The organism is Nocardia sp. Root136, from assembly GCF_001427185.1.
GTDB classification, from domain to species: Bacteria; Actinomycetota; Actinomycetes; order Mycobacteriales; family Mycobacteriaceae; genus Nocardia; species Nocardia salmonicida.
In genome coordinates this window covers 476,640-496,236 of record NZ_LMFE01000001.1, presented here as the reverse complement: position 1 = coordinate 496,236, position 19,597 = coordinate 476,640, and the positions used below count along the sequence as shown (strand labels likewise).

The 19,597-nt window shown below is 67.8% G+C and carries 19 protein-coding genes; 13 read left to right on the top strand and 6 right to left on the bottom strand.

Going from position 1 to position 19,597, the window contains the following annotated elements:
- Window positions 1-12 precede the first annotated feature (12 nt).
- Genes ASD42_RS02465 through ASD42_RS02440 form a run of 6 tightly spaced genes read left to right on the top strand, consistent with a single transcriptional unit; the run spans window position 13 to window position 7,466 of the window.
- Window positions 13-1,164, top strand: a complete 1,152-nt coding sequence (locus ASD42_RS02465; RefSeq protein ID WP_235569283.1) for a hypothetical protein — start codon at window positions 13-15, stop codon at window positions 1,162-1,164.
- Complete coding sequence (locus ASD42_RS02460; protein WP_063893551.1) at window positions 1,161-3,587, top strand: serine/threonine-protein kinase; 2,427 nt, start codon at window positions 1,161-1,163, stop codon at window positions 3,585-3,587. The genes ASD42_RS02465 and ASD42_RS02460 overlap by 4 nt, the downstream gene beginning before the upstream one ends.
- Window positions 3,584-4,594, top strand: coding sequence for a protein phosphatase 2C domain-containing protein (locus ASD42_RS02455; RefSeq protein ID WP_063893550.1), 1,011 nt, complete (start codon window positions 3,584-3,586; stop codon window positions 4,592-4,594). The genes ASD42_RS02460 and ASD42_RS02455 overlap by 4 nt, the downstream gene beginning before the upstream one ends.
- The gene (locus ASD42_RS02450) at window positions 4,591-5,880 is read left to right on the top strand and encodes a VWA domain-containing protein (RefSeq protein WP_056809695.1); all 1,290 of its coding nucleotides are present in this window, start codon (window positions 4,591-4,593) and stop codon (window positions 5,878-5,880) included. Before ASD42_RS02455 ends, ASD42_RS02450 begins: the two co-directional genes overlap by 4 nt.
- Before the next feature lies 1 nt (window position 5,881).
- Window positions 5,882-6,577: an FHA domain-containing protein gene (locus ASD42_RS02445; protein ID WP_056809693.1), complete on the top strand. Its 696-nt coding sequence runs from the start codon at window positions 5,882-5,884 to the stop codon at window positions 6,575-6,577.
- A gap of 34 nt (window positions 6,578-6,611) precedes the next feature.
- Entirely contained in the window at window positions 6,612-7,466 is an 855-nt protein-coding gene (locus ASD42_RS02440) for an SDR family oxidoreductase (protein WP_056809690.1), read from the top strand.
- Here the strand turns inward: ASD42_RS02440 and ASD42_RS02435 are convergent.
- Window positions 7,463-8,407, bottom strand: a complete 945-nt coding sequence (locus tag ASD42_RS02435) for a threonine/serine dehydratase (RefSeq protein ID WP_056815211.1) — start codon at window positions 8,405-8,407, stop codon at window positions 7,463-7,465. The genes ASD42_RS02440 and ASD42_RS02435 overlap by 4 nt on opposite strands.
- Before the next feature lie 201 nt (window positions 8,408-8,608).
- Between ASD42_RS02435 and ASD42_RS02430 the strand changes: the two genes are divergently transcribed.
- The 5 genes from ASD42_RS02430 (at window position 8,609) to thpD (ending at window position 12,521) form a co-directional block, all read left to right on the top strand.
- Window positions 8,609-9,319, top strand: coding sequence for a response regulator transcription factor (locus ASD42_RS02430; protein ID WP_056809688.1), 711 nt, complete (start codon window positions 8,609-8,611; stop codon window positions 9,317-9,319).
- Between the two features lie 71 nt (window positions 9,320-9,390).
- Window positions 9,391-9,942, top strand: a complete 552-nt coding sequence (ectA, locus tag ASD42_RS02425; protein ID WP_084786989.1) for a diaminobutyrate acetyltransferase — start codon at window positions 9,391-9,393, stop codon at window positions 9,940-9,942.
- On the top strand, window positions 9,942-11,210 hold the full coding sequence (gene ectB, locus ASD42_RS02420; protein ID WP_056815209.1) for a diaminobutyrate--2-oxoglutarate transaminase: 1,269 nt from the start codon (window positions 9,942-9,944) through the stop codon (window positions 11,208-11,210). The genes ectA and ectB overlap by 1 nt, the downstream gene beginning before the upstream one ends.
- Window positions 11,207-11,611: an ectoine synthase gene (locus tag ASD42_RS02415; protein WP_056809684.1), complete on the top strand. Its 405-nt coding sequence runs from the start codon at window positions 11,207-11,209 to the stop codon at window positions 11,609-11,611. The genes ectB and ASD42_RS02415 overlap by 4 nt, the downstream gene beginning before the upstream one ends.
- Window positions 11,595-12,521 (top strand): ectoine hydroxylase, encoded by a 927-nt coding sequence (gene thpD / locus ASD42_RS02410; protein ID WP_056809682.1) that lies wholly within the window; start codon window positions 11,595-11,597, stop codon window positions 12,519-12,521. The genes ASD42_RS02415 and thpD overlap by 17 nt, the downstream gene beginning before the upstream one ends.
- Window positions 12,522-12,583: 62 nt before the next feature.
- Here thpD and ASD42_RS02405 read toward each other — a convergent pair whose 3' ends face one another.
- On the bottom strand, window positions 12,584-13,501 hold the full coding sequence (locus ASD42_RS02405; protein WP_056809680.1) for a hypothetical protein: 918 nt from the start codon (window positions 13,499-13,501) through the stop codon (window positions 12,584-12,586).
- Between the two features lie 236 nt (window positions 13,502-13,737).
- Complete coding sequence (locus tag ASD42_RS02400; protein ID WP_056809678.1) at window positions 13,738-14,757, bottom strand: hypothetical protein; 1,020 nt, start codon at window positions 14,755-14,757, stop codon at window positions 13,738-13,740.
- Window positions 14,758-14,815: 58 nt separating this feature from the next.
- On the opposite strand from ASD42_RS02400, the gene ASD42_RS02395 reads away from it, so the two are divergent.
- Together ASD42_RS02395 and ASD42_RS02390 are read left to right on the top strand one after the other, a co-directional pair.
- Entirely contained in the window at window positions 14,816-15,247 is a 432-nt protein-coding gene (locus tag ASD42_RS02395) for a MarR family winged helix-turn-helix transcriptional regulator (RefSeq protein WP_056809675.1), read from the top strand.
- Window positions 15,248-15,366: 119 nt separating this feature from the next.
- Window positions 15,367-16,638 carry a glycosyltransferase 87 family protein gene (locus ASD42_RS02390; protein ID WP_056809674.1) on the top strand — a complete coding sequence of 424 codons (1,272 nt, stop codon included), beginning with the start codon at window positions 15,367-15,369 and terminating at the stop codon, window positions 16,636-16,638.
- Window positions 16,639-16,641: 3 nt separating this feature from the next.
- Here ASD42_RS02390 and ASD42_RS02385 read toward each other — a convergent pair whose 3' ends face one another.
- From ASD42_RS02385 to ASD42_RS02375, 3 genes are all read right to left on the bottom strand, one after another.
- Window positions 16,642-17,226 (bottom strand): SRPBCC family protein, encoded by a 585-nt coding sequence (locus ASD42_RS02385; RefSeq protein WP_162256188.1) that lies wholly within the window; start codon window positions 17,224-17,226, stop codon window positions 16,642-16,644.
- 316 nt (window positions 17,227-17,542) lie between these two features.
- Window positions 17,543-18,577 (bottom strand): 4-hydroxy-2-oxovalerate aldolase, encoded by a 1,035-nt coding sequence (dmpG, locus tag ASD42_RS02380; RefSeq protein WP_056809670.1) that lies wholly within the window; start codon window positions 18,575-18,577, stop codon window positions 17,543-17,545.
- An 86-nt stretch (window positions 18,578-18,663) separates the two neighbouring features.
- Window positions 18,664-19,572 carry an acetaldehyde dehydrogenase (acetylating) gene (locus ASD42_RS02375; protein WP_056809668.1) on the bottom strand — a complete coding sequence of 303 codons (909 nt, stop codon included), beginning with the start codon at window positions 19,570-19,572 and terminating at the stop codon, window positions 18,664-18,666.
- Between the last annotated feature and the right edge of the window lie 25 nt (window positions 19,573-19,597).

Here is a 19,597-nt window from a genome sequence, read left to right as displayed (position 1 = left end):
CCGATACTCGGCGTGCTTGAGATCGATCGTGAACTCACCGGGCGCACAGCGGAACTGGCGAAGGTGACCACGACCTTGCTCGAGCTGGACCGCCATCCCGGCCTGGCACTGGTGCGGCGCTATCCGCCGACGGGGGAGACCGCACGCCGTTGGGCGCCGGTGGAGAAGGCGCTGGGCGAACTCTGGGAAGACCTGGGGCGGGTGCGCGCCATCCTCACCGAAGCCGAGGCGGTGCGGGCCGGGCGCGGCAAGGTCGACGAGCGCGCACGCGGGCGGCTCACGGAGCTGCTGCGTGGCCGCCCACACGAAGTGGCGAGGATCCCGATTCCCCTGGCGCAGCGCGGTCTCACCGGCCCCAGCGAGACCATCGTGACGGTCGGCATCGCCGATTGCCTCGACCGGATGCGCGCCGCGTTCGCCTTCGTTGCCCCCTTCGCCGACGAGATCGCAGCGGTCGACGAGAAAGTGCTGGGCGCGCTCGCCCCCCTGCAACAACGCGTCGAACAGGCGCGCGGCGCACTGGACGCGGCCGGCGAACCACTGGCCACCCTCCTGCGCCGCGCGGGCACCGACCCACTCGGCTTCGGGCCAGGCGAGATCGAGACCGCCCTGGCCTCACTCACCGCCCTGATCGACACCGAATCCGCCCGTCACAGTGACTATCTCGCTGTAGCCGCCGACCTGCCAGGCGCGGTCGCCGCCTTGCGTGCGCGACTGGCCGATCTCGGCGAACTCCAACATCGCGCCGACGACACCGCGACCCAGGCCGAGCACAAGGTCGCGACCGGCGAGCTGCCCGACAGCGGCGAACCGGCCACCAGGCTGGGCGCCGAACTCGACGCTCTCGGCGATGCGCCCGACCGTCCGACGGTCCAACACCTCCTCGCGCTGCGTGTGCGGACGGCCGACGCCACCGAAAAGGCCACGCAGCGAGACGAATTGGCGCGCGGACTGCTCGACCGGCGCGCCGAACTACGCGGCAGACTCACGGCCTACCGCGCCAAGGCCTCTCGGCTCGGCGTGAGCGAGGACCGTGATGTGCTCGCGGCCGACCGGATCGCGGCCGGTCTACTCACCCGAACGCCGTGCGATCTGGCCGCGGTCACCCGGGCGGTCGCGGACTATCGTTCGATCATCGGGGAGAAAGCGGGGCGGACAGCATGACGTGTAGTGAACCGGGGTGCGGCGGCGCGATCGAGGACGGCTACTGCGCACTGTGCGGTACCGCGCCCGTCGCGAGCCCACCACCGGTGCATCAGCCCGAATCCGTGGCCAACGGCCGGTCGGGGCGCACCACGGCGCAACCACGCGGCGGCAACCGTCAGGCGCCACCTCCGCCCGTGCCGGTCCCCGGTGCCTGTGGCGAAACCGATTGTGACGGAACGATCGTCGACGGCTACTGCGACACCTGCGGTACCGCTCCGGCTTCGGTGACAGGCCCGCTGCACAGCCCGTCCGCGTCGACGGTCAGCGCGAGCGGGCGCACCTCGAGTCGCTCGGTGCGAACCCGGTCGGGCTCGGCGCGTTCGGCCGCGCGTGGCCGGCTCGGCGCCGGACTCGTCGAAGTACCGCCGGTCCCGCGCGTCGACCCGGCCACGGCCGTGCTCGCCGATCCCCAGGTGCCCGAATCCGACCGCTTCTGCGGCAAATGCGACAAGCCCGTCGGCCGCGGTCAGGCGGGCGTTCCCGGCCGGACCTCCGGGTTCTGCCCGCACTGCGGCACCCGCTACTCGTTCGTGCCCCGGTTGCGGGCAGGCGATCTCGTCGGCGGCCAGTACGAGGTGGCGGGCGCGCTGGCCCACGGCGGACTCGGCTGGATCTATCTGGCCACCGATCGCGCCGTCAACAAGCGCTGGGTGGTCCTCAAGGGCCTCATCGACACCGGCGACCCCGACGCGCTGGCCGCCGCGCTGGCCGAGCGCCGCTTCCTCGCCGAGGTCGACCACCCCAACATCGTCAAGATTCACAACTTCACCGAACACGCCGACGCCGACGGCGAACCCGTCGGCTACATCGTCATGGCCTATGTCGGCGGCACGTCGCTCAAACAGATCCTGCGCGCCTACCGCGCCGAGACCCAGCGCTATCTGCCGCCCGCCCAGGCGATCGCCTATGTGCTGGAGATGTTGCCCGCCCTCGGCTATCTGCACGCTCGTGGCTGGGCCTACTGCGACTTCAAGCCCGACAATGTGATGCAGACCGAGGAACGCCTCGAACTGATCGACCTCGGCGCGGTCATCGCGATGGACGATCGCACCAGCCCCATCTACGGCACCCTCGGCTACCAGGCGCCCGAGATCGCCGAAACCGGGCCGACGGTGGCCACCGAGATCTACACCGCGGGCCGCACATTGGCCGTGCTGATGATGCGGGTGCCCTCCGTCGACGGCAAGCTCGGTCCGATACCCGGCCCCGACACCGAACCGCTACTGGCCGAACATGATTCGCTGCACCGCTTCCTGCAGCGGTCCACCGACCCCGACCCGCTCGCGCGCTTCGCCTCGATGAGCGAGATGGCCGACCAGCTCACCGGTGTCCTGCGGGAAGTGCTGGCGACCGGCGACGGCATCCCACGTCCGGGCATGTCGAGCCAGTTCGGTCCCGCCCGTGCCGTCTTCGGCATCGACAGCGTCACACCCGAACCCGCCGCCCTCATCACCGGCCTGCCCGCTCCGCTCGTCGACCCCGGCGACAGCGGCGCCGCCCTGCTGGCGACCACCGATGCCGCGACCCCGGCCGAACTCGAGCAGGCGCTCACCGCGGGACTGCGCGCGGTGGTCACCGGAGCGGGCGAGTCGGTCGAGATCCCGCTGCGACTGGTCCGCGCCGAACTCGAAGCAGGCGACGCGGCGGCGGCACTGAACCGGCTCGCCGCCTTGGACGCCGAGCTCGAATTCGACTGGCGCCCGGTCTGGTATCGAGCCCAGGCCGCCCTGCTCACCGGCGACTACTCCGCCGCCGCAGCGGATTTCGAGTCCGTCTACGCCGCGCTGCCCGGTGAGCCCGCCCCGAAACTCGCCTTGGCGGCCGCACTGGAACTCGGCGCCGAGGCCGGCGGCAGCGCGAACGCCTTCGCGCTCAGCCGTGTGTCGGCGCTCTACGACGTGGTCTGGCGGACCGACCACACCTTCCTGTCCGCCGCCTTCGGCGCCGCGCGACTGCGTCGTATCAGCGGTGACCGCACTGGCGCGGTAGCGGTCCTCGACCAAGTCGACCGCACCTCCTCGATGTTCACCGAGGCCCGGGTCTCCGCCGTCGAAACCCTACTGACGCACCGTGATCCGGCCGACCTCGACGAAGCGCTGCTCCGCCGCACCGGCGAGCGCGTCGACCAACTGCGCCTCGACTCGCGCAAACGCACCGCGCAGGTGCGCATGTTCGTCCTCGAGGCGGCACTGAACTGGATCCGGTCGGGACAGCAGCCGAGTACACCAGGCAAGCTGTTGGACGTGGAATTCACCGAGCAGGGCGTGCGGACGGGATTGGAACGATGCTTGCGGACACTGGCGCGCGAGGCCGACGACATGTGGACCCGATTCGTCCTGGTGGACCAGGCGAACTCGGTGCGCCCGAGGACCACCCTGTGACGGCGCCGGGTTGTGCCGATTGCGTGGGCTCGGCACGGGCGGGACACCGCTTCTGCGAAGGCTGCGGTCGCGAACTCGGCGTGCGCAAAGTCGCACTGCCCGTGCATGATCCGGTCGAGGTGCCGCAGTGCTCCACCTGCGGGGAACGCCGCTACGAGGGCGGCTACTGCGTCAAGTGCGGCAGCCCCAAGCCCATGCCCGATCGCTTCGAGGAAGACCTCGGCGCGGTGTATGTCCTCACCGACCGCGGAATCAGCCACTCCCGCAACGAAGACGCGGTCGCGGCCGCGGTACGCGAGGGCGACGGCATCCGGGTGATCGTGGTCAGCGACGGCGTCTCCACCTCCCAGGATCCGCAAGCCGCCTCGGGCAATGCCGCCCGTACCGGCGTCGACGCCGCCTTGGCGGCCTTGGCCGAGGGCAGGCCCGACTCCGACGCCGCGATGGCGGGCTTGGCGGCGGCGACCGCGGCGGTGCGCGGCATGTCACGCACCCCCGAGTACGCGCCGTCGTGCACCTACGTCTCGGCGATCGTGCGCGAGACGAACCTGGGGACCGACATCACCGTCGCCAATGTCGGTGACAGCAGGGCCTTCTGGCTCGCCGCGGGCGATCCCACCGCCTCGCGCCGACTCAGCATCGACGACTCGTGGGCCCAGGCCCTCGTCGACGCGGGCGCCCTCGACGAGACCGCCGCGATGAACGACCCGCGCGCGCACACCCTGCTGCGCTGGCTCGGCGCCGACGGTGGCGAAGCACCGTGGTCGGCGAACTGCCTGCAACGCATGCTCGCCACCGAACCGGGCACGCTGCTGCTGTGCAGCGACGGCCTGTGGAACTACCTGCCCGAGGCGGTCGCGCTCGCCGGCTTCACGGTGGAGACCTCGCCGCAGGCCGCCGCCCGCGCGCTCGCCGACTTCGCCTTGAACAGCGGGGGCAGCGACAACATCACGGTCGCACTGGCTCCGGTGCCCGTCGCCCTATCGCACCAACCAGGAGTGTCATGAGTTCCCCTGAGACAGCCGGTATCTCGATCGCCGTCGACCAGAACGAATTCCTCGCCGAAGGTGTGAGCGTGGTGGACGCGGTGCTGACGGTGACCACCGGCCCCGAACTCGCCGTTGTCGCGACGCCGCCGCCGCGCCTGGAGATCCTGATCATCGACTGTTCGGGCTCGATGGGTAACAAGCGCAAATTCGAGAACGCGCGCAACGCCACCCGCACCGCCCTGGACGAGATCCCCGACGGCACCGCGTTCGCCATCATCGAGGGCACCGAGGCGGCCCGCCTGATCTACCCGACCGACAACACCATGTCCGCGCCCGCCGACCGCGCCCACCGCGGCTCGGCCCGTCGGGCCCTGGATCGGTTGCGACCGGACGGCGGCACCGCGATGGGATCATGGCTGGCGCTGGCCCGCCAGGTCGCCGCCGCGCACCCCGGCGCGCAGGCACACGCGATTCTGCTCACCGACGGCAAGAACGAACACGAGACCCCGCAGGAACTCGCGACCGAACTCGACCGGGCCGAAGGCCTTTTCGTCTGCGACTGTCGCGGTGTCGGCGACGACTGGGTCGCCGAGGAAGTGCGCAAGATCGCCCAGAAATTGTCCGGTGACGCCAATATCGTCGCCGACCCGAAGGACCTGGCCGCGGACTTCGCCGCGATGATGCGCTCGTCGGCCGCCCGGGTGATCCCGGAACTGACCCTCAAGGTCTGGACCCCCGCGGGCGCTCGGGTGCGCATGGTCAAACAGGTCTCGCCGGTGCTCGAGGATCTGACCGGACGTCGCACCGATGCCGGTGCGCAGGTGGGGGAGTACCCGCTGTCGTCGTGGGCCGCCGAGGAACGCGAATACCACGTGCAGATCGAGCTGGAACCGGCCGCGCCGGGCCGGGAGAAACTGGCCGCGCGATTGAGCGTGCTGGCCGGCGCCGAGGTCCTCGGCCAGGGTCTGGTGCGCGCCGTCTGGACCACCGATTCGACCCTGTCGACCCGCATCAGCACCCGCGTCGCCCACTACACCGGGCAGGTCGAACTGGCCCAGGCCGTCCAGGAGGGTTTGGCTGCCCGCCGCAACGGCGATGTCACGACCGCGACCGCGAAACTGCGGCGCGCGGTGGAACTTGCCGCTGCCTCGGGCCACGAATCCACCGCCAAGCTGCTGCGCGGTGTGGTCGAAGTCGAGCACGACGGCACCGTGAAGCTGCGCGGTCAGGTCGCCGCGGCCGACGAACTCGCCCTCGACATCCGCTCGACCAAAACCGCGCGGGTGCGGCCGGAGGGCGGCTGACATGCCGATGTGCGCGGACGGACACCAGTCGCGGTCGACCGACTACTGCGATGTGTGCGGCTCGGCGCTCGGCGCTTTGCCCGCGCCTGACCCGGCAGTGCTGCGCCTGTGCCCCCACTGCCACGCGCCGACCAGCGGGCGCTTCTGCGAAGGATGCGGCCACGATTCCGCCCTTCCGGCACCGCCTGCGACGTCGCGGCCGGGTGATCGACCGGAATCGGCTGTCCCGTCCAGCGGGTTCGACCCGACCATGATCGCTACCGGCGCGCCGCCGGACAGCGGTCGGTCCAGGATGTGGGTCGCGCGGATCTTCGCCGACCGCGAGTTCTACGCGCGTGTCCGAGCCCGCAAGGGACCCGATGCCGAACGTGTCGAATTCCCTGACTTCTATCCCGAACGCCGAATCGCTTTGCGCGGCACCCAGTTCCTGATCGGAAAACGATCGGCTTCGCAGGGAATCGTGCCCGAGATCGATCTCGGCATCGCCCCCGCGGATATCGGAGTCTCGCGCGCGCATGCGATGATCCAGGTCGATCAGGGTGGCGCGCTCACCATCACCGACCTCGGTTCCACCAACGGGACCAGTCTGGACGGCGCCGAATCTCCGATCACCCCACAGCAGGCGATCGCCCTACGCGAAGGCAGCCGGATCCACGTCGGCGGCTGGACCACCATCGCGATCACCTCGGAACCGTAGACGCATCTGTTCACCAAACCGTAGGGTCGGGATCATGACGAAGTTCGACGGGAAGACCTGCCTGATCACCGGTGCCGCCAGCGGCCTCGGCCGCGCCACGGCATTCGCGGCCGCCGCCAAAGGGGCGTCTCTTGTCCTCACCGACATCACCGCCGACGCACTCGCCACCACCGCCGAGGAACTGCGCGCGACCGGCGCGACGGTGCATCTCGCGCACGCGGCCGACGTCAGCGACCATTCCGCGGTCGTCGGACTGGCCGCCCACACCTTCGAGGCCGTCAGCCATGTCGACATCGTCATGAACGTGGCGGGCATCGCCACCTGGGGCACCGTCGACAAGCTCACTCCCCAGCAGTGGCGCCGCACCGTCGATATCAACCTGATGGGCCCGATCCACGTCATCGAGGAGTTCGTGCGCCCGATGATCACCGCGGGGCGCGGCGGTCACCTGGTGAACGTGTCCTCGGCGGCGGGCATCTTCGGCCTACCGTGGCACGCTCCCTACAGCGCCACCAAGTTCGGGCTGCGCGGCATCTCCGAGGTGCTGCGTTTCGACCTGCGCCGCCACAAGATCGGCGTCAGCCTGGTCTGCCCCGGCGCGATGGCCACCCCGATGGCCGACACCATCGACATCGCCGGCGTCGACCGCGACAACGCGGCCCTGCAGAAGGCGATCGGCCTGTTCATGCGCCACGCCGTCACCCCCGACCAGGCCGCCACGGCCGTCGTCAAGGGTGTCGAACGCAACCGCTACTGGGTCTACACCTCCCGCGACATCCAGTTCGCCCACTGGGGCCAGCGCTACTTCCCCTACGGCTACACCCTGGCCATGCGCGGCCTGAACACCGCGATGACCAACTACGCCGAGAAGAACGCCCTGGTCCGCTAGACGAGGTCGCTGGGGTCGGTATTGGCCCCACACAGGATCACGCACACCCGTTCGCCGGGTTCGGGCCGATAGGCCGGGCCCGACCCGATGTCGAGCAGCGCCGCCATCGCGGTGGCCGCGCCGTTCTCGACGACGATGCGGTGTGCGTCCCACAACTGCTTCCTGGCCGCGCGGATCGCCTCGTCGGGCACCAGCAGCGAGCGCACACTCGGGTGCTGGGCCGCGGCCAGGGCCATCGCGGACACGCTCGGCGCACCGAGGGAGTCCGCGGCGATCGAGTCCACCGTGACGTCCACTGGGCGACCTGCTTCGAGCGCGGCGTTCAGCGATCGACAACCCAGAGGTTCGACGGCCACCGTACGAATCCCGAAATGCTGTGCGGCGATCGCTGTTCCGGTGAACAACCCACCGCCACCGACGGCGACGAGCACCGAATCCAGATCGGGTATCCGCGCCTGGATCTCGCGCATCAACGTGCCCGCACCCGCCGCGACGAGTGGATGGTCGTAGGCGTGCGCGGCCAGCGCCCCACTGGTCCGGGCGAACTCCCGGCATGCCGCCAGCGCCTGCTTGTATTCCGGACCGATCAGTCGAACCTCGGCGCCGTAGTCACGAAGTCGACCAATCTTGACCGGGGGAGCGGTCTCGGGCAGAAACACCGTCGCGGGCACCCCCGCTTCGCGCGCCGCCCACGCACACGCCATTCCGGCATTGCCGCCTGAGGCGATCGTCACACCCGCGTCCGGCAACGTCCCCGCAGCGGCGTGCGCGCGCACGAAATTCTGCGCACCGCGCGCCTTGAAAGTGCCGGTGAACTGCAGGAATTCCAGTGCGAACCAGAGTGGGTCCGGCCCTGGTCCAGCGGGTGCGACGGTGAGTGGGCGAACCAGTCCGTCGATGCGCGCCGCGGCGGCTTCGATGTCGGCGAAAGTCGGGGTCACGCTCACGACTATGCCACCGGATCGGCCGCGCCGAACGGGCTGTTGACCGGGTGAATTGTTACGACGGGTTTACGCCGGGACCAGTCTGGGTACATAACAAACCGGTAACAAGCTCGAAGGCGGGATGGCGTGTCGGTCTGGGGACGCGAAATTCCCCAGTGCATCGGCACACGCCCGGCGTGTCAGCAAAGGATGTGCACAGTGAGCGCGAACCTGATGATCGTGGACGACGACGTCCAGATGCGCGGCGACCTGCGTCGCGCGATGGAGGACGAGGGGTATGCCGTAGCCGAGGCAGGCGTGCCCTCCGACGCCCTCGATCGGCTGCGAAACGACGGGCCACCCGATCTGATGATCGTCGACCTGATGCGCGGCGAGGCCGACGGCTTCGACTGCATCAGGGAGATCCGTCGCGACCATGACGTACCGATCATCGTGATCAGTACCCGTTACGACACCCACGACGTGGTCGCGGCCCTGGAGGCGGGGGCCGACGACTTCGTGAGCAAGCCGTTCGAAATCAAGGAGATCACTGCCAGGATGCGCGCGCTCCGCCGTCGCGCCCGCATCACCGCCGATCGCGACACGACCCCCGAGGCCGTCCTCGACGCCGATCCGCACGCGCCGCTGGTGCTGGCGGCCGACGCGGGCGCGGTGCGCCGCGGTACCGAGGAGATCCACCTCACAGTCACCGAATTCCGGTTGCTGTGTGAACTGGCGGAGACCCCCGGTCGGGTGCTGAGTCGATCCGTGCTGCTCGAAAGAGTGTGGGATCAGGGCTTTTTCGGTGACGAGCGGATCGTCGACGTCCACGTGCGACGCCTGCGCACCAAGATCGAACGCGACCCCTCCGACCCGCGCATCGTGGTTACCGTGCGCGGTCTCGGGTATCGCCTCGATGTGCAGTCGTAGTAAACGATTCGTCATACAACCGCAAAGAGCTCGACACAAAGACCGCAAAGTCAGCTGGGCACCTTAGATATATGACAACGTCCACCAAGTCCATCGAGCCGGCCGCTAGGGTGGCGGCCCCTGGTTCGGAACCGAGATTGCGTCATCCACGACTGGGCGACGGCGCTCAGCTGTGGCGGATCGCCCGTGATTCGCAGGTACTCGACGTCAATTCCAGTTATGCGTACCTGTTGTGGTGTCGCGATTTCAGTGCGACCTCCTTGGTCGCCGAGAGTGACGGTCAGCCCGTCGGTTTCGTCATCGGATATGTGCGTCCGGAAGCGCCGGACACGCTGTTCGTCTGGCAGATCGCCGTCGACGCGCAATGCCGAGGCCGCGGCTTGGCCGCCGCCATCCTGCACGCACTGCTCGATTCGGTAGCAGCGGCAGGAATCACCACCCTGGAAACCACGATCTCACCCGGAAACACCGCGTCACATGCGTTGTTCTCCGCGGTGGCCCGGGAACGCGGTGCCGATCTACGCACCGAGGACCTGTTCGAAGAAAACGATTTCCCCGATTCACACGAGGCAGAGCTGCTGTATGTGATTTCACCGGCTCAGCGCCAGGAGGAACGACGATGATCACGACCACCGACACCAGCATTTTCGAGGCTATGGAATCGAACGTGCGGGGATACTGCCGTGACTGGCCGGCCATCTTCAGCACCGCCGAAGGCGCCTGGTTGCGCGACGAGCAAGGCCGCGAATACCTCGACTTCTTCGCAGGCGCCGGCGCGTTGAATTACGGACACAACAACCCGATTCTGAAGAAGGCGCTGCTGGAATATATCGGCAGCAATGGCATCACCCACGGTCTGGATATGTCGACCGTGGCCAAACGCGAACTACTCGAGACCATCCGCGACAATCTGCTGTCGCCGCGTGGCCTCGACTACAAGGTGCAGTTCCCTGGGCCGACCGGCGCGAACGCCGTCGAAGCCGCGCTCAAACTGGCCCGTAAGGTCACCGGGCGCAAGACCATCCTGAGCTTCACCAATGCCTTCCACGGCATGACTCTCGGCGCGCTGTCGGTTACCGGCAACGCCGCCAAGCGGGCCGGCGCCGGTGTGCCGCTCGAGCACTCCACCCCGATGCCCTACGACGGCTACTTCGACAACACCATCGAGGACTTCGGCTGGATGCAGCGCGTCCTCGACGACAGTTCCTCGGGTTTCGATCGCCCCGCCGCGGTGATCGTGGAGACCGTGCAGGGTGAGGGCGGTGTCAACCTGGCCCGTGCCGAGTGGCTGCGCCACCTGGCCGGTCTGTGCGCCGCGCGCGACATCCTGCTCATCGTCGACGACGTGCAGATGGGTTGCGGACGCACCGGCCCCTTCTTCTCGTTCGAGATCGCGGGCATCACCCCCGACATCGTGACGCTGTCCAAATCGATCGGCGGCTACGGCCTGCCGATGGCGCTGGTGCTGCTCAAGCCCGAGCACGACCAGTGGGCCCCCGGTGAGCACAACGGCACCTTCCGCGGCAACAACCCCGCCTTCGTCACCGCGACCGCCGCCCTGCGCGAGTACTGGTCCGACGACAAGCTGGCCCAGCGCACCGCCGAGAACGGCGAATACGTGGCCCGCACGCTGAACGCGGTCGCGCAGCGGCACGAAGGGGTGTCCACCCGTGGTCGCGGCATGGTGCACGGCATCGTCTTCGACGACCCGTCGCAGGCGGGCAAGGTGTGCCGCACCGCGTTCGAACAGGGTCTGCTGGTGGAGACCTCGGGTTCGATGGACGAGGTCGTGAAACTGCTGCCGCCGTTGACACTCGGCAGCGACGAACTCGATCAGGGCCTGTCGGTGCTGGTCTCCTCGATCGACACCGTCTGTGGTGGTGCCGCATGATCGTGCGCACCACAGCGGAGATCACCGGTACCGAACGTGATGTGGCAGGGCCCGGTTGGCGCAGCAAGCGCATCGTGCTCGGCGGCGACAAGGTCGGTTTCTCCTTCCACGAGACCACGATCGAGGCAGGCACCGTTCACAAGTTCCACTACCAGAACCACGTGGAGGCGGTGTGGTTGGTCGAGGGCGAGGGCAGTTTGCACGATTTCGACAACGAGACCGACTACGAGCTGGGCCCGGGCTCGATGTACCTGCTCAACGGTCACGAACGTCACCAGGTGACCGCCCGCACCCAGTTGCGGATGCTCTGTGTTTTCAATCCGCCGGTTACCGGCCGCGAGGTACACGATGAGAACGGGGTGTATCCGCTGATTATCGAGGAGGATGGCGCCAGTGTCTGATCAGCTCGACCGCTACCCGACCCGGTTGTCCGAGCCGGCCCCGCACATCGAGCGCACCGATCCGACGGTGTGGGGCCGGGTCACCTCGCCCGAGCTGACCGGATTCGAGGCGAACGGTTTCGCGACGATCCCCGATCTGCTCACCCCCGACGAGGTGGCCGCGTTCGGCGCCGAGGTCGGCCACCTCGCGTCCGACCCGGTGCTCTACGGCGACGCACGGGTGATCGTGGAACCCGTTGCGGGACAGGTCCGTTCGGTGTTCCAGGTACACCAGCTCAGCAAACCGATCGCCGAGCTGGTCGCCGAATCGCGGATCGCCGGGCTCGCCGAGCAGATCCTCGGTTCGCCGGTGTACCTGCATCAGACCCGGGTGAACTACATGCCCGGTTTCGGCGGTAGCGGTTTCGGCTGGCATTCCGATTTCGAGACCTGGCACGCCGAGGACGGCATGCCGACCCCCCGTGCGGTGAGTCTGTCGATCGCGTTGACCGACAACTACCCGTTCAACGGCAGCCTGATGCTGATGCCCGGTTCACACCGCACCTTCGTGCCGTGCCTGGGCGAAACGCCGAGCGGTCACTATCGGGAGTCGTTGCGCGAGCAGCTAATCGGGGTCCCGACAACGGACGACGTCACGTTCCTGGCCGCCCGCTACGGCATCACCCAGTTCACCGGGCGGGCCGGTTCGGCACTGTTGTTCGACTCCAACATGATGCACGGATCGTCGAACAACATCACCCCGTTCCCGCGCTCGAACATATTCATGGTGTTCAACAGCGTGGAAAACGCCCTGGAGGAGCCCTTCGCGGCCCCCCAACGCCGCCCGCAATACATCGCGGCCCGCGATTTCACGCCGATGCGTGAGGTCGCCCCGGAAGCTGTCGGCGCACTGGCGGACCAGGCAATTTAGGCAGCCACACGGCCGCCGCTCGCGAATCATCGCGGGCGGCGGCTTTGTCGTGCCCGCGACACCTAGGGCAGCTCGGACAGGGCGGTGAGGGAGGCTGCCGCTCGTGGGTCGTCGTGGGCGGCGGTTTTCCACCATCGTTCGGCGGCTGCCCGTTCGCCCTGTTGCAAGAGGAGTGCGCCGAGATCGTAGGCGGCGCCGCTGTGGCCTGCCTGGGCGGCCTGGGTCCACAGGGCGCGGGCCGAATCCTGTTCGCCGCGTTCGTGCATGGCGGTTCCGAGGTCGTGCAGGGCGGCGCCGACGCCTTGGTCGGCCGATCGCGGGGGAGCCACGGGGTAGGCGGGTGCGATGGCGACGTCTGTCGGGGGGTCGAGGTTCGCGGTGTGGGGTGTCGGCTCCGTGGATTCGGACGGCAGATTCGGTTCGGTGGTCCCGGCGGGTGACGTCGGCTCGGCCGCGTCGACGGGTGTGCTGGGTCGGTCGGGTTCGGTTGGGCCCGTGGTGAGCTCGACGACCAGTTCGTTGAAATCGGGTGTGCCGGGTCCGGTGCTGCACCACAGCGTCGACGCTCCGTCGGGGAGCAGGTCGACGACCACGCCGTAATTGCCGGTCCAGGACTGGTGTGTGCCCGACTCCGCCACCCAGACGGGCGTGAGAGTGAACAGTGCGTCGGGTGCGTCGGCGGTCACCGAGATGTCGATGCCGTCGGCGAGCGCTTCGTACCAGATGTCGACGCCCGCCAGCGATCTCCCGTCGAGGTTCACGTGCCCGTCGTGCACGGAGAGCCCCAAGCCGAGGCCCGTCACGTCCTCGGGTGCCATCACCGACAGTGCGCGCAGATGCAGCGCCGTCGTCCCGGCGGGTAGCGCCTCGGCATACATCGGATAGACCGCCGCACCGCACCATTCGATCGGATCGGCGCCCTGATAGCGCTGATCGAGCGGTACCGATTCGCCAGGGCGTTGCGCGCCGGGGTCATTCATCGGTGGCACCCACCCTTTCCACTGTCACACCCCCTCGCGGCGCCAGATGGTCCGCGGTTGCGCGCTACACCGTACTCGCGTCTACGGGCGGCCGTGGCCGATTCACGACAACATCGCCGGTGAATACGAGAGTGCCCCGGTGAGTGCGTCGACCTGGTCCGGATCTGTGTGTCCGGATGTCGGGCAACGGGATTCGCCGGGGCGTGACCCGACTGATCGGGCGTGGCGTCACACCGTCAGACGGCGACCGATTCGCCGATCTCCTCCTCGACCGCGGCAGCCGCGATCGGTGTCGGCGCGTGCCGTGCCTCGTGGCGACCCGCCACCACGACCAGCACCAGACCGACCACCAACCAGGCGAACAACCCGAACAGGCGGGAACCGAACCCGGCCCCACCGTCGAAATAGAGCAGGTCGCGCAGACCTTCGACGAAGTCCGCGCCGTTCCAGAACGAGTGCAGCGCACCGAAGAAGCCGTTCTGGAGTTCGGGTCCGTAGACGCCGCCGGAGGTGGTGAAGTTCAGCATCACGAACAGGGTGATCAGGGCCAGGGTGGTCCAGCGCTTCAGGAACGTGTGCAGGCCGATACCGATCAGGATGATGCCCGAGGCATAGAGCCAGGCGATACCGAACACGCTCGCGAAGTCGCTGTCGATCACGCCGAATACCGGACCCGCCACCAGAACACCGATGAGGCTGACCACCAGCGCCGTCACCACACCGACCGCCGCGCGCACCCGTATGCGCAGCATCGCCCCGGCGGCGCCGATCACGGCGACGCTGCCGTACGCGCCGACGCTCAACGCGACCAGCAGGAAGAAGATGCCCTGACCCGTCGGATCACCGTCGGCCTTGGTCGTCACATCGGTGACCACCAGCGGCACGCCCTGATGATCGGACACCGACCGGAAGGCCAGCTCCGCGGCCATCGCGCTGGTGTCGGAGCTCGCCGTGGCGACGAGCAGTTCCGGCTTGTCGGCGTCGGGCACGTAGGCGCCGATGAGCTCGCGGTTCTGCAGCGCGCTGACCGCGGCCGCGCGGTCGGGCACGGTGACCATGTCGAGGCCGGCGCCGCCCTTGTCCTTCATCGTCTGCGCCAGCACCATCGTCTGCGGGGAGTCGCCGACGACCGCGAGCGCCATATTGTTCGGCTCGGGCTGGTGGAACGCGCCCAGGTAGGCGAAGGCCATGCCGAGGCACATCAGCAGCGGCGTCAGCAGATGTCCGGCGAGGTGGCGGAACTGTGCGCGAGTCATCGAGGAGAATCTCCAAACAGTTGGTAAATGCAACTATGTATGGTTGTATGATACAACTATGAATGCGCGGAGCACAAGAACCCAGGCTGTCGACACCATTCAGCGAGAGCTCACCGCCTTCGCCCGGCGCGCCCGTGGCCGCGCCGCCGAGCTGCATCCCGAGCTGAGCCTGGTCGCCTACAGCATTCTCGACCTGATCCTCGAACGCGACGGTTGTCTGGCTACCGATCTCGCCGAACAGTTCCTGCTCGACAAGTCGACCGTCAGCAGGCAGGTCGGCGCGCTGGAGAAGCTCGGTTACCTCGAACGGGCGGTCGACCCCGGCAATCGGCGCAATCACGTCCTGCACGCCACCCCTGAGGGCCGAATCGTCGCCCTAGAGGCCGAACGCCGACGTCGGGAGGCCTTCCAGGCGCGTTTCGCCGACTGGACGGACGAGGATGTCGCGGCCATGGCCGGTTACCTGACCCGCTACAACCGCGGCGACTGACCAGCCCGGTATTCAGCGCGATCGGTCCGTCGGCGGGCATCCGGCTGGCTATTGCGCGCGTCACCCCGGCCGATGGGCGGTGCCCCGGCAGCGCACGTGAGTCGGTATAGTCGCCGCGGATGAGTAGTGACACCACCCACCCCGTGCAAGAGCGTTCACCACGCCCGATCAATCGAGCATGGTGGCTGGTGCCGGTGCTGCTCACCATTGTCTCGGTCGTCTGCGTCAGGACGCCGATCTGGCCCTTCGAACGCTATTCCGACGGGTTCATCGATCTTCAGGTCTACCGCCTCGGCATCGAGGCGATGCGCGACGGCGCCGACATGTACGGCCAGCTGCCCAAGACCACGATCGGCATCGGTCTGCCCTTCATCTACCCGCCGTTCGCGGCCATCGCGCTGGCGCCGTTCGCGCTGCTGCCGTGGGGCACGGCGAAGATCCTCTACGTCGTGGTGTCGATCGCCGCCGTCGCCTGGACCCTGTACCTGGTTGCCCGCCGCTACCACCCCGACCGCAAGCAGGTCGCCCTGCTCGTCACCGCCTGCGCGCTGCCGCTGGCGATGCTGCTGGAACCGGTCCGCTCGACCATCGACTTCGGTCAGGTCAACCTCTTGCTGATGGTGCTGGTCGCCACCGACTGCCTGCTCCCGAAGACCCGCTACCCCCGCGGCATGCTGATCGGCCTCGCCGCCGCCATCAAGCTCACGCCCGCCGCCTTCGTGCTCTACTTCCTGGTCCGCAAGGATTACAAGGCCGCCGCGACCGCCGCGGCCACCGGCGCGATCGCCACCATCGCCTCGTTCGCTTTCCTGCCCACCGAATCCACCCGCTACTGGTTCGGTGGCCTCGGCAATGTCTCGGGTCTGAGTGGCTCGGCCTTCCATACCAATCAGTCGATCCAGGCCGTCATGGCTCGCCTGCACATCACCGGCCTGCCCTTCGATGTCCTGTGGCTGGTGCTGGGTGCGCTGCTGCTCGTCCTCGTCGTCGCCGCGATGCGCAAGGCTGCCGACGCCCCGGCGATCGCCCTGTCCCTCAACGCGGTCTTCACGCTGCTGCTGTCGCCGATCTCGTGGTCGCACCACTGGGTCTGGATCGCGCCCGCGTTGCTCGCGATGGTCTGCCACGCCCGCACCCTGCCCGTCGCCGGCGCCCGAGGCTGGTACGCCACGGCTGTCGCCGTCGCCGCGGTCTTCGTGATCGCGCCGCACAGCTTCCTGCCCGACGGCGAACACCGTGAGACCTCGTGGACCTGGGATCAACACATCATCGGCGACACGTACGTGTGGTTGGCCGTCGCGCTCGTCGTCTTGTTCCTCGTCACCGGACGTCGGCCCGCGCAGCCTGTGGCCGAGCCCGCGGCGGTCGAGGAACACGTGCGCGTCGCCTGACTATCAGGGGAAACCGGCGGCTCTGTCCCGTGTCGGGTGGTAACCGAGGGCTACCGGGAGCGGATAGGCGGCGATATCGGGGTGTGCGATGTCGGCCAGCTGTCGCAGGCTCGAGTCCAGTCCGGACTGGATGGCGTGACGAAGCACGACCACATCGGCGTCCCGCAATACCTGGCCGTGCAGGCTGGTTCCAAGCGTCGCGCGGGTAACGTCTCGCAGCTGCTCGACTTCCACGGTGAAGGCGACAGCGACCCCGGTTACCCCGCCGCACGTCATCGTCCAACCGAGGGTCGGGCGGTATTCGGTGACGACCAAGCGCACGTCGTGGATCATGTAGAACATCTGAACCTGTGCGGCGAGTTCGCGACCGGCGCCGACTCGATCCGTTGCCGGGCCGGTCCAGGCGTGGAGTTCGGACATCCACGAGACGATGTGCTCCGGCTGGGACAACAAGTCCCACAGCTTTTCCGGTGAAACAGCCAGGGAGACAGTGCCGCTGACGCGCACCTGGTCCAAGCCGTGTGAGGGTGTGGTGTCGGACGTGATCAGTACCTCGCCCTGACGCCTGCGATTACTCCGCTGGGCCATGATCCCCCACTTCATCAAGACCTCGCGTGCGATGCTCGCACGTCGACGCCGAGGAGAAAATGCCGAGCGGTGGGTAGACAGACAGGGTGTTGCAGGTGCCGCGCTGCACCGCCGGTTTCCCGGCTACCACTCCTGAAGGGTTTTCCTTGTCCCGATCGGCGTGCATGAGACGCTAGCCGATCGGGTCGGAATGTCTACCCGGACAGAGGATCTCGCGTGCAACACCATAACGTCAGGGCTTCCTTCGTGGTGAGTCACCATTCCTCCGTGATTCACGCGGGGCGAAGCTGTGCCGCTCAGATGCCGACCGGTCGCCTCAGCTGGTGACGGAGGCTTCGCGCTGGAGTTCCAAGGCGATGTCGATGAGCTGGTCTTCCTGGCCGCCGACGAGTTTGCGTTTGCCCGCTCGGACGAGCATTTCTGCGGCGGAGACGCCGTAGCGTTCGGCTTGGCGTTCGGCGTGCTTGAGGAAGCTGGAGTACACGCCCGCGTAGCCCATCATCAGTGATTGGCGGTCGAGTAGGCATTCCTGGGGCATGGCCGGGCGGACGACGTCTTCGGCGGCATCGGCGATGGCGAAGAAATCGACACCGGTGGTGATGGCGAGTTTGTCGGCGACACCGACGAACGCTTCGACGGGGGTGTTGCCCGCGCCGGCGCCGAAGCGGCGGGTGGACCCGTCGATCTGGGTGGCTCCCGCGCGGACGGCGTAGACGGAGTTGGCCACGGCGAGGCCGAGGTTTTCGTGGCCGTGGAAGCCGACTTGGGCGTCGGTGCCGAGTTCGGTGACGAGGGCGGCGACGCGGTCGGAGACTTGTTCGAGGACCAGCGCGCCGGCGGAGTCGACGATGTAGACGCATTGGCAGCCTGCGTCGGCCATGATCCGAGCCTGTTTCGCGAGGGCTTCGGGGGGTTGGGTGTGCGACATCATGAGGAAGCCGACGGTTTCCAGGCCGAGGTCGCGGGCGTAGCCGAAGTGTTGGATGGAGACGTCGGCTTCGGTGCAGTGGGTGGCGATGCGGCAGATGGAGGCGCCGTTGTCCTGGGAGATCTTGATGTCTTCTTTGACGCCGACGCCGGGCAGCATGAGGAACGCGATTTTGGCGTTCTTGGCTGTGTGGGCGGCGATGGTGATGAGTTCTTGTTCGGGGGTTTTGGAGAATCCGTAGTTGAACGAGGAGCCGCCGAGGCCGTCGCCGTGGGTGACTTCGATGACGGGGACGCCGGCACCGTCTAGGGCGGCGACGATGTCGCGGACTTCGGTGGTGGTGAATTGGTGGCGTTTGTGGTGGGACCCGTCACGCAGGGAGGTGTCGGTAATCCGAATGTCGAGATCGGCAGAGAATGGCATGGTCGAGTCTCCTTACGCCCGGCTCGGCTGCGGCGAGCGCAGGGCCTCGGGGGTGATGGTGTCGAGGGCTGATGAATCGGTCATGATCACACCCGAGTCGACAGGATCTGTTCGGCCATGACTTCGCCGACGCGGGTGGCGGCAGCGGTCATGATGTCGAGGTTGCCCGCGTAGGGCGGCAAAAAGTCGCCTGCGCCTTCGACTTCGACGAACACCGATACCTTCGCCAGCCCACCGGAGACGACGGAGGGTTCGTCGAACTGGGGTTCGTTGAGCAACCGGTAGCCGGGCACGTACTGCTGGATATCGGCGACCATTCGATGGATCGACGCAGCGATCGCATCGTGGTCGGCATCGTCGGGAATGGCGCAGAAGATGGTGTCGCGCATGATCATCGGCGGTTCGGCCGGATTCAAGATGATGATCGCCTTGCCGCGCTGCGCACCACCGATGGTTTCCACGCCACGGCTGGTGGTCTTGGTGAACTCATCGATGTTCGCCCTGGTGCCGGGGCCTGCGGAATTGGACGAAACCGAGGCGACGATCTCGGCGTAGGGCACCGGCACGACGCGGGAGACGGCGGCGACGATCGGGATGGTGGCCTGGCCACCGCAGGTGATCATGTTGACGTTCGGCGCGTCCAGCAGCGAGGCCAGGTTCACCGGCGGCACCACGGCCGGGCCGACCGCGGCGGGGGTGAGGTCGACGGCGCGGATGCCGAGTTCGGCATACCGCGGCGCGGCGGCGCGGTGGACGTAGGCCGAGGTCGCCTCGAACACCATGTCGGGCTTCTCGTCCTGGGCGAGCAGCCAGTCCACACCTTCGGCAGAGGTTTCCAGGCCCAGCCCGCGAGCGCGTTTGAGCCCTTCGCTGTCGGGGTCGATGCCGATCATCCAGCGTGGCTCGATGGCTTCCGAGCGCAGCAGCTTGTAGAGCAGATCGGTGCTGATGTTGCCGGATCCTACGATCGCGGCGGTGACGGAACCGTGGGACACGGTTGGCCTCCTCGAGGAATAGCGG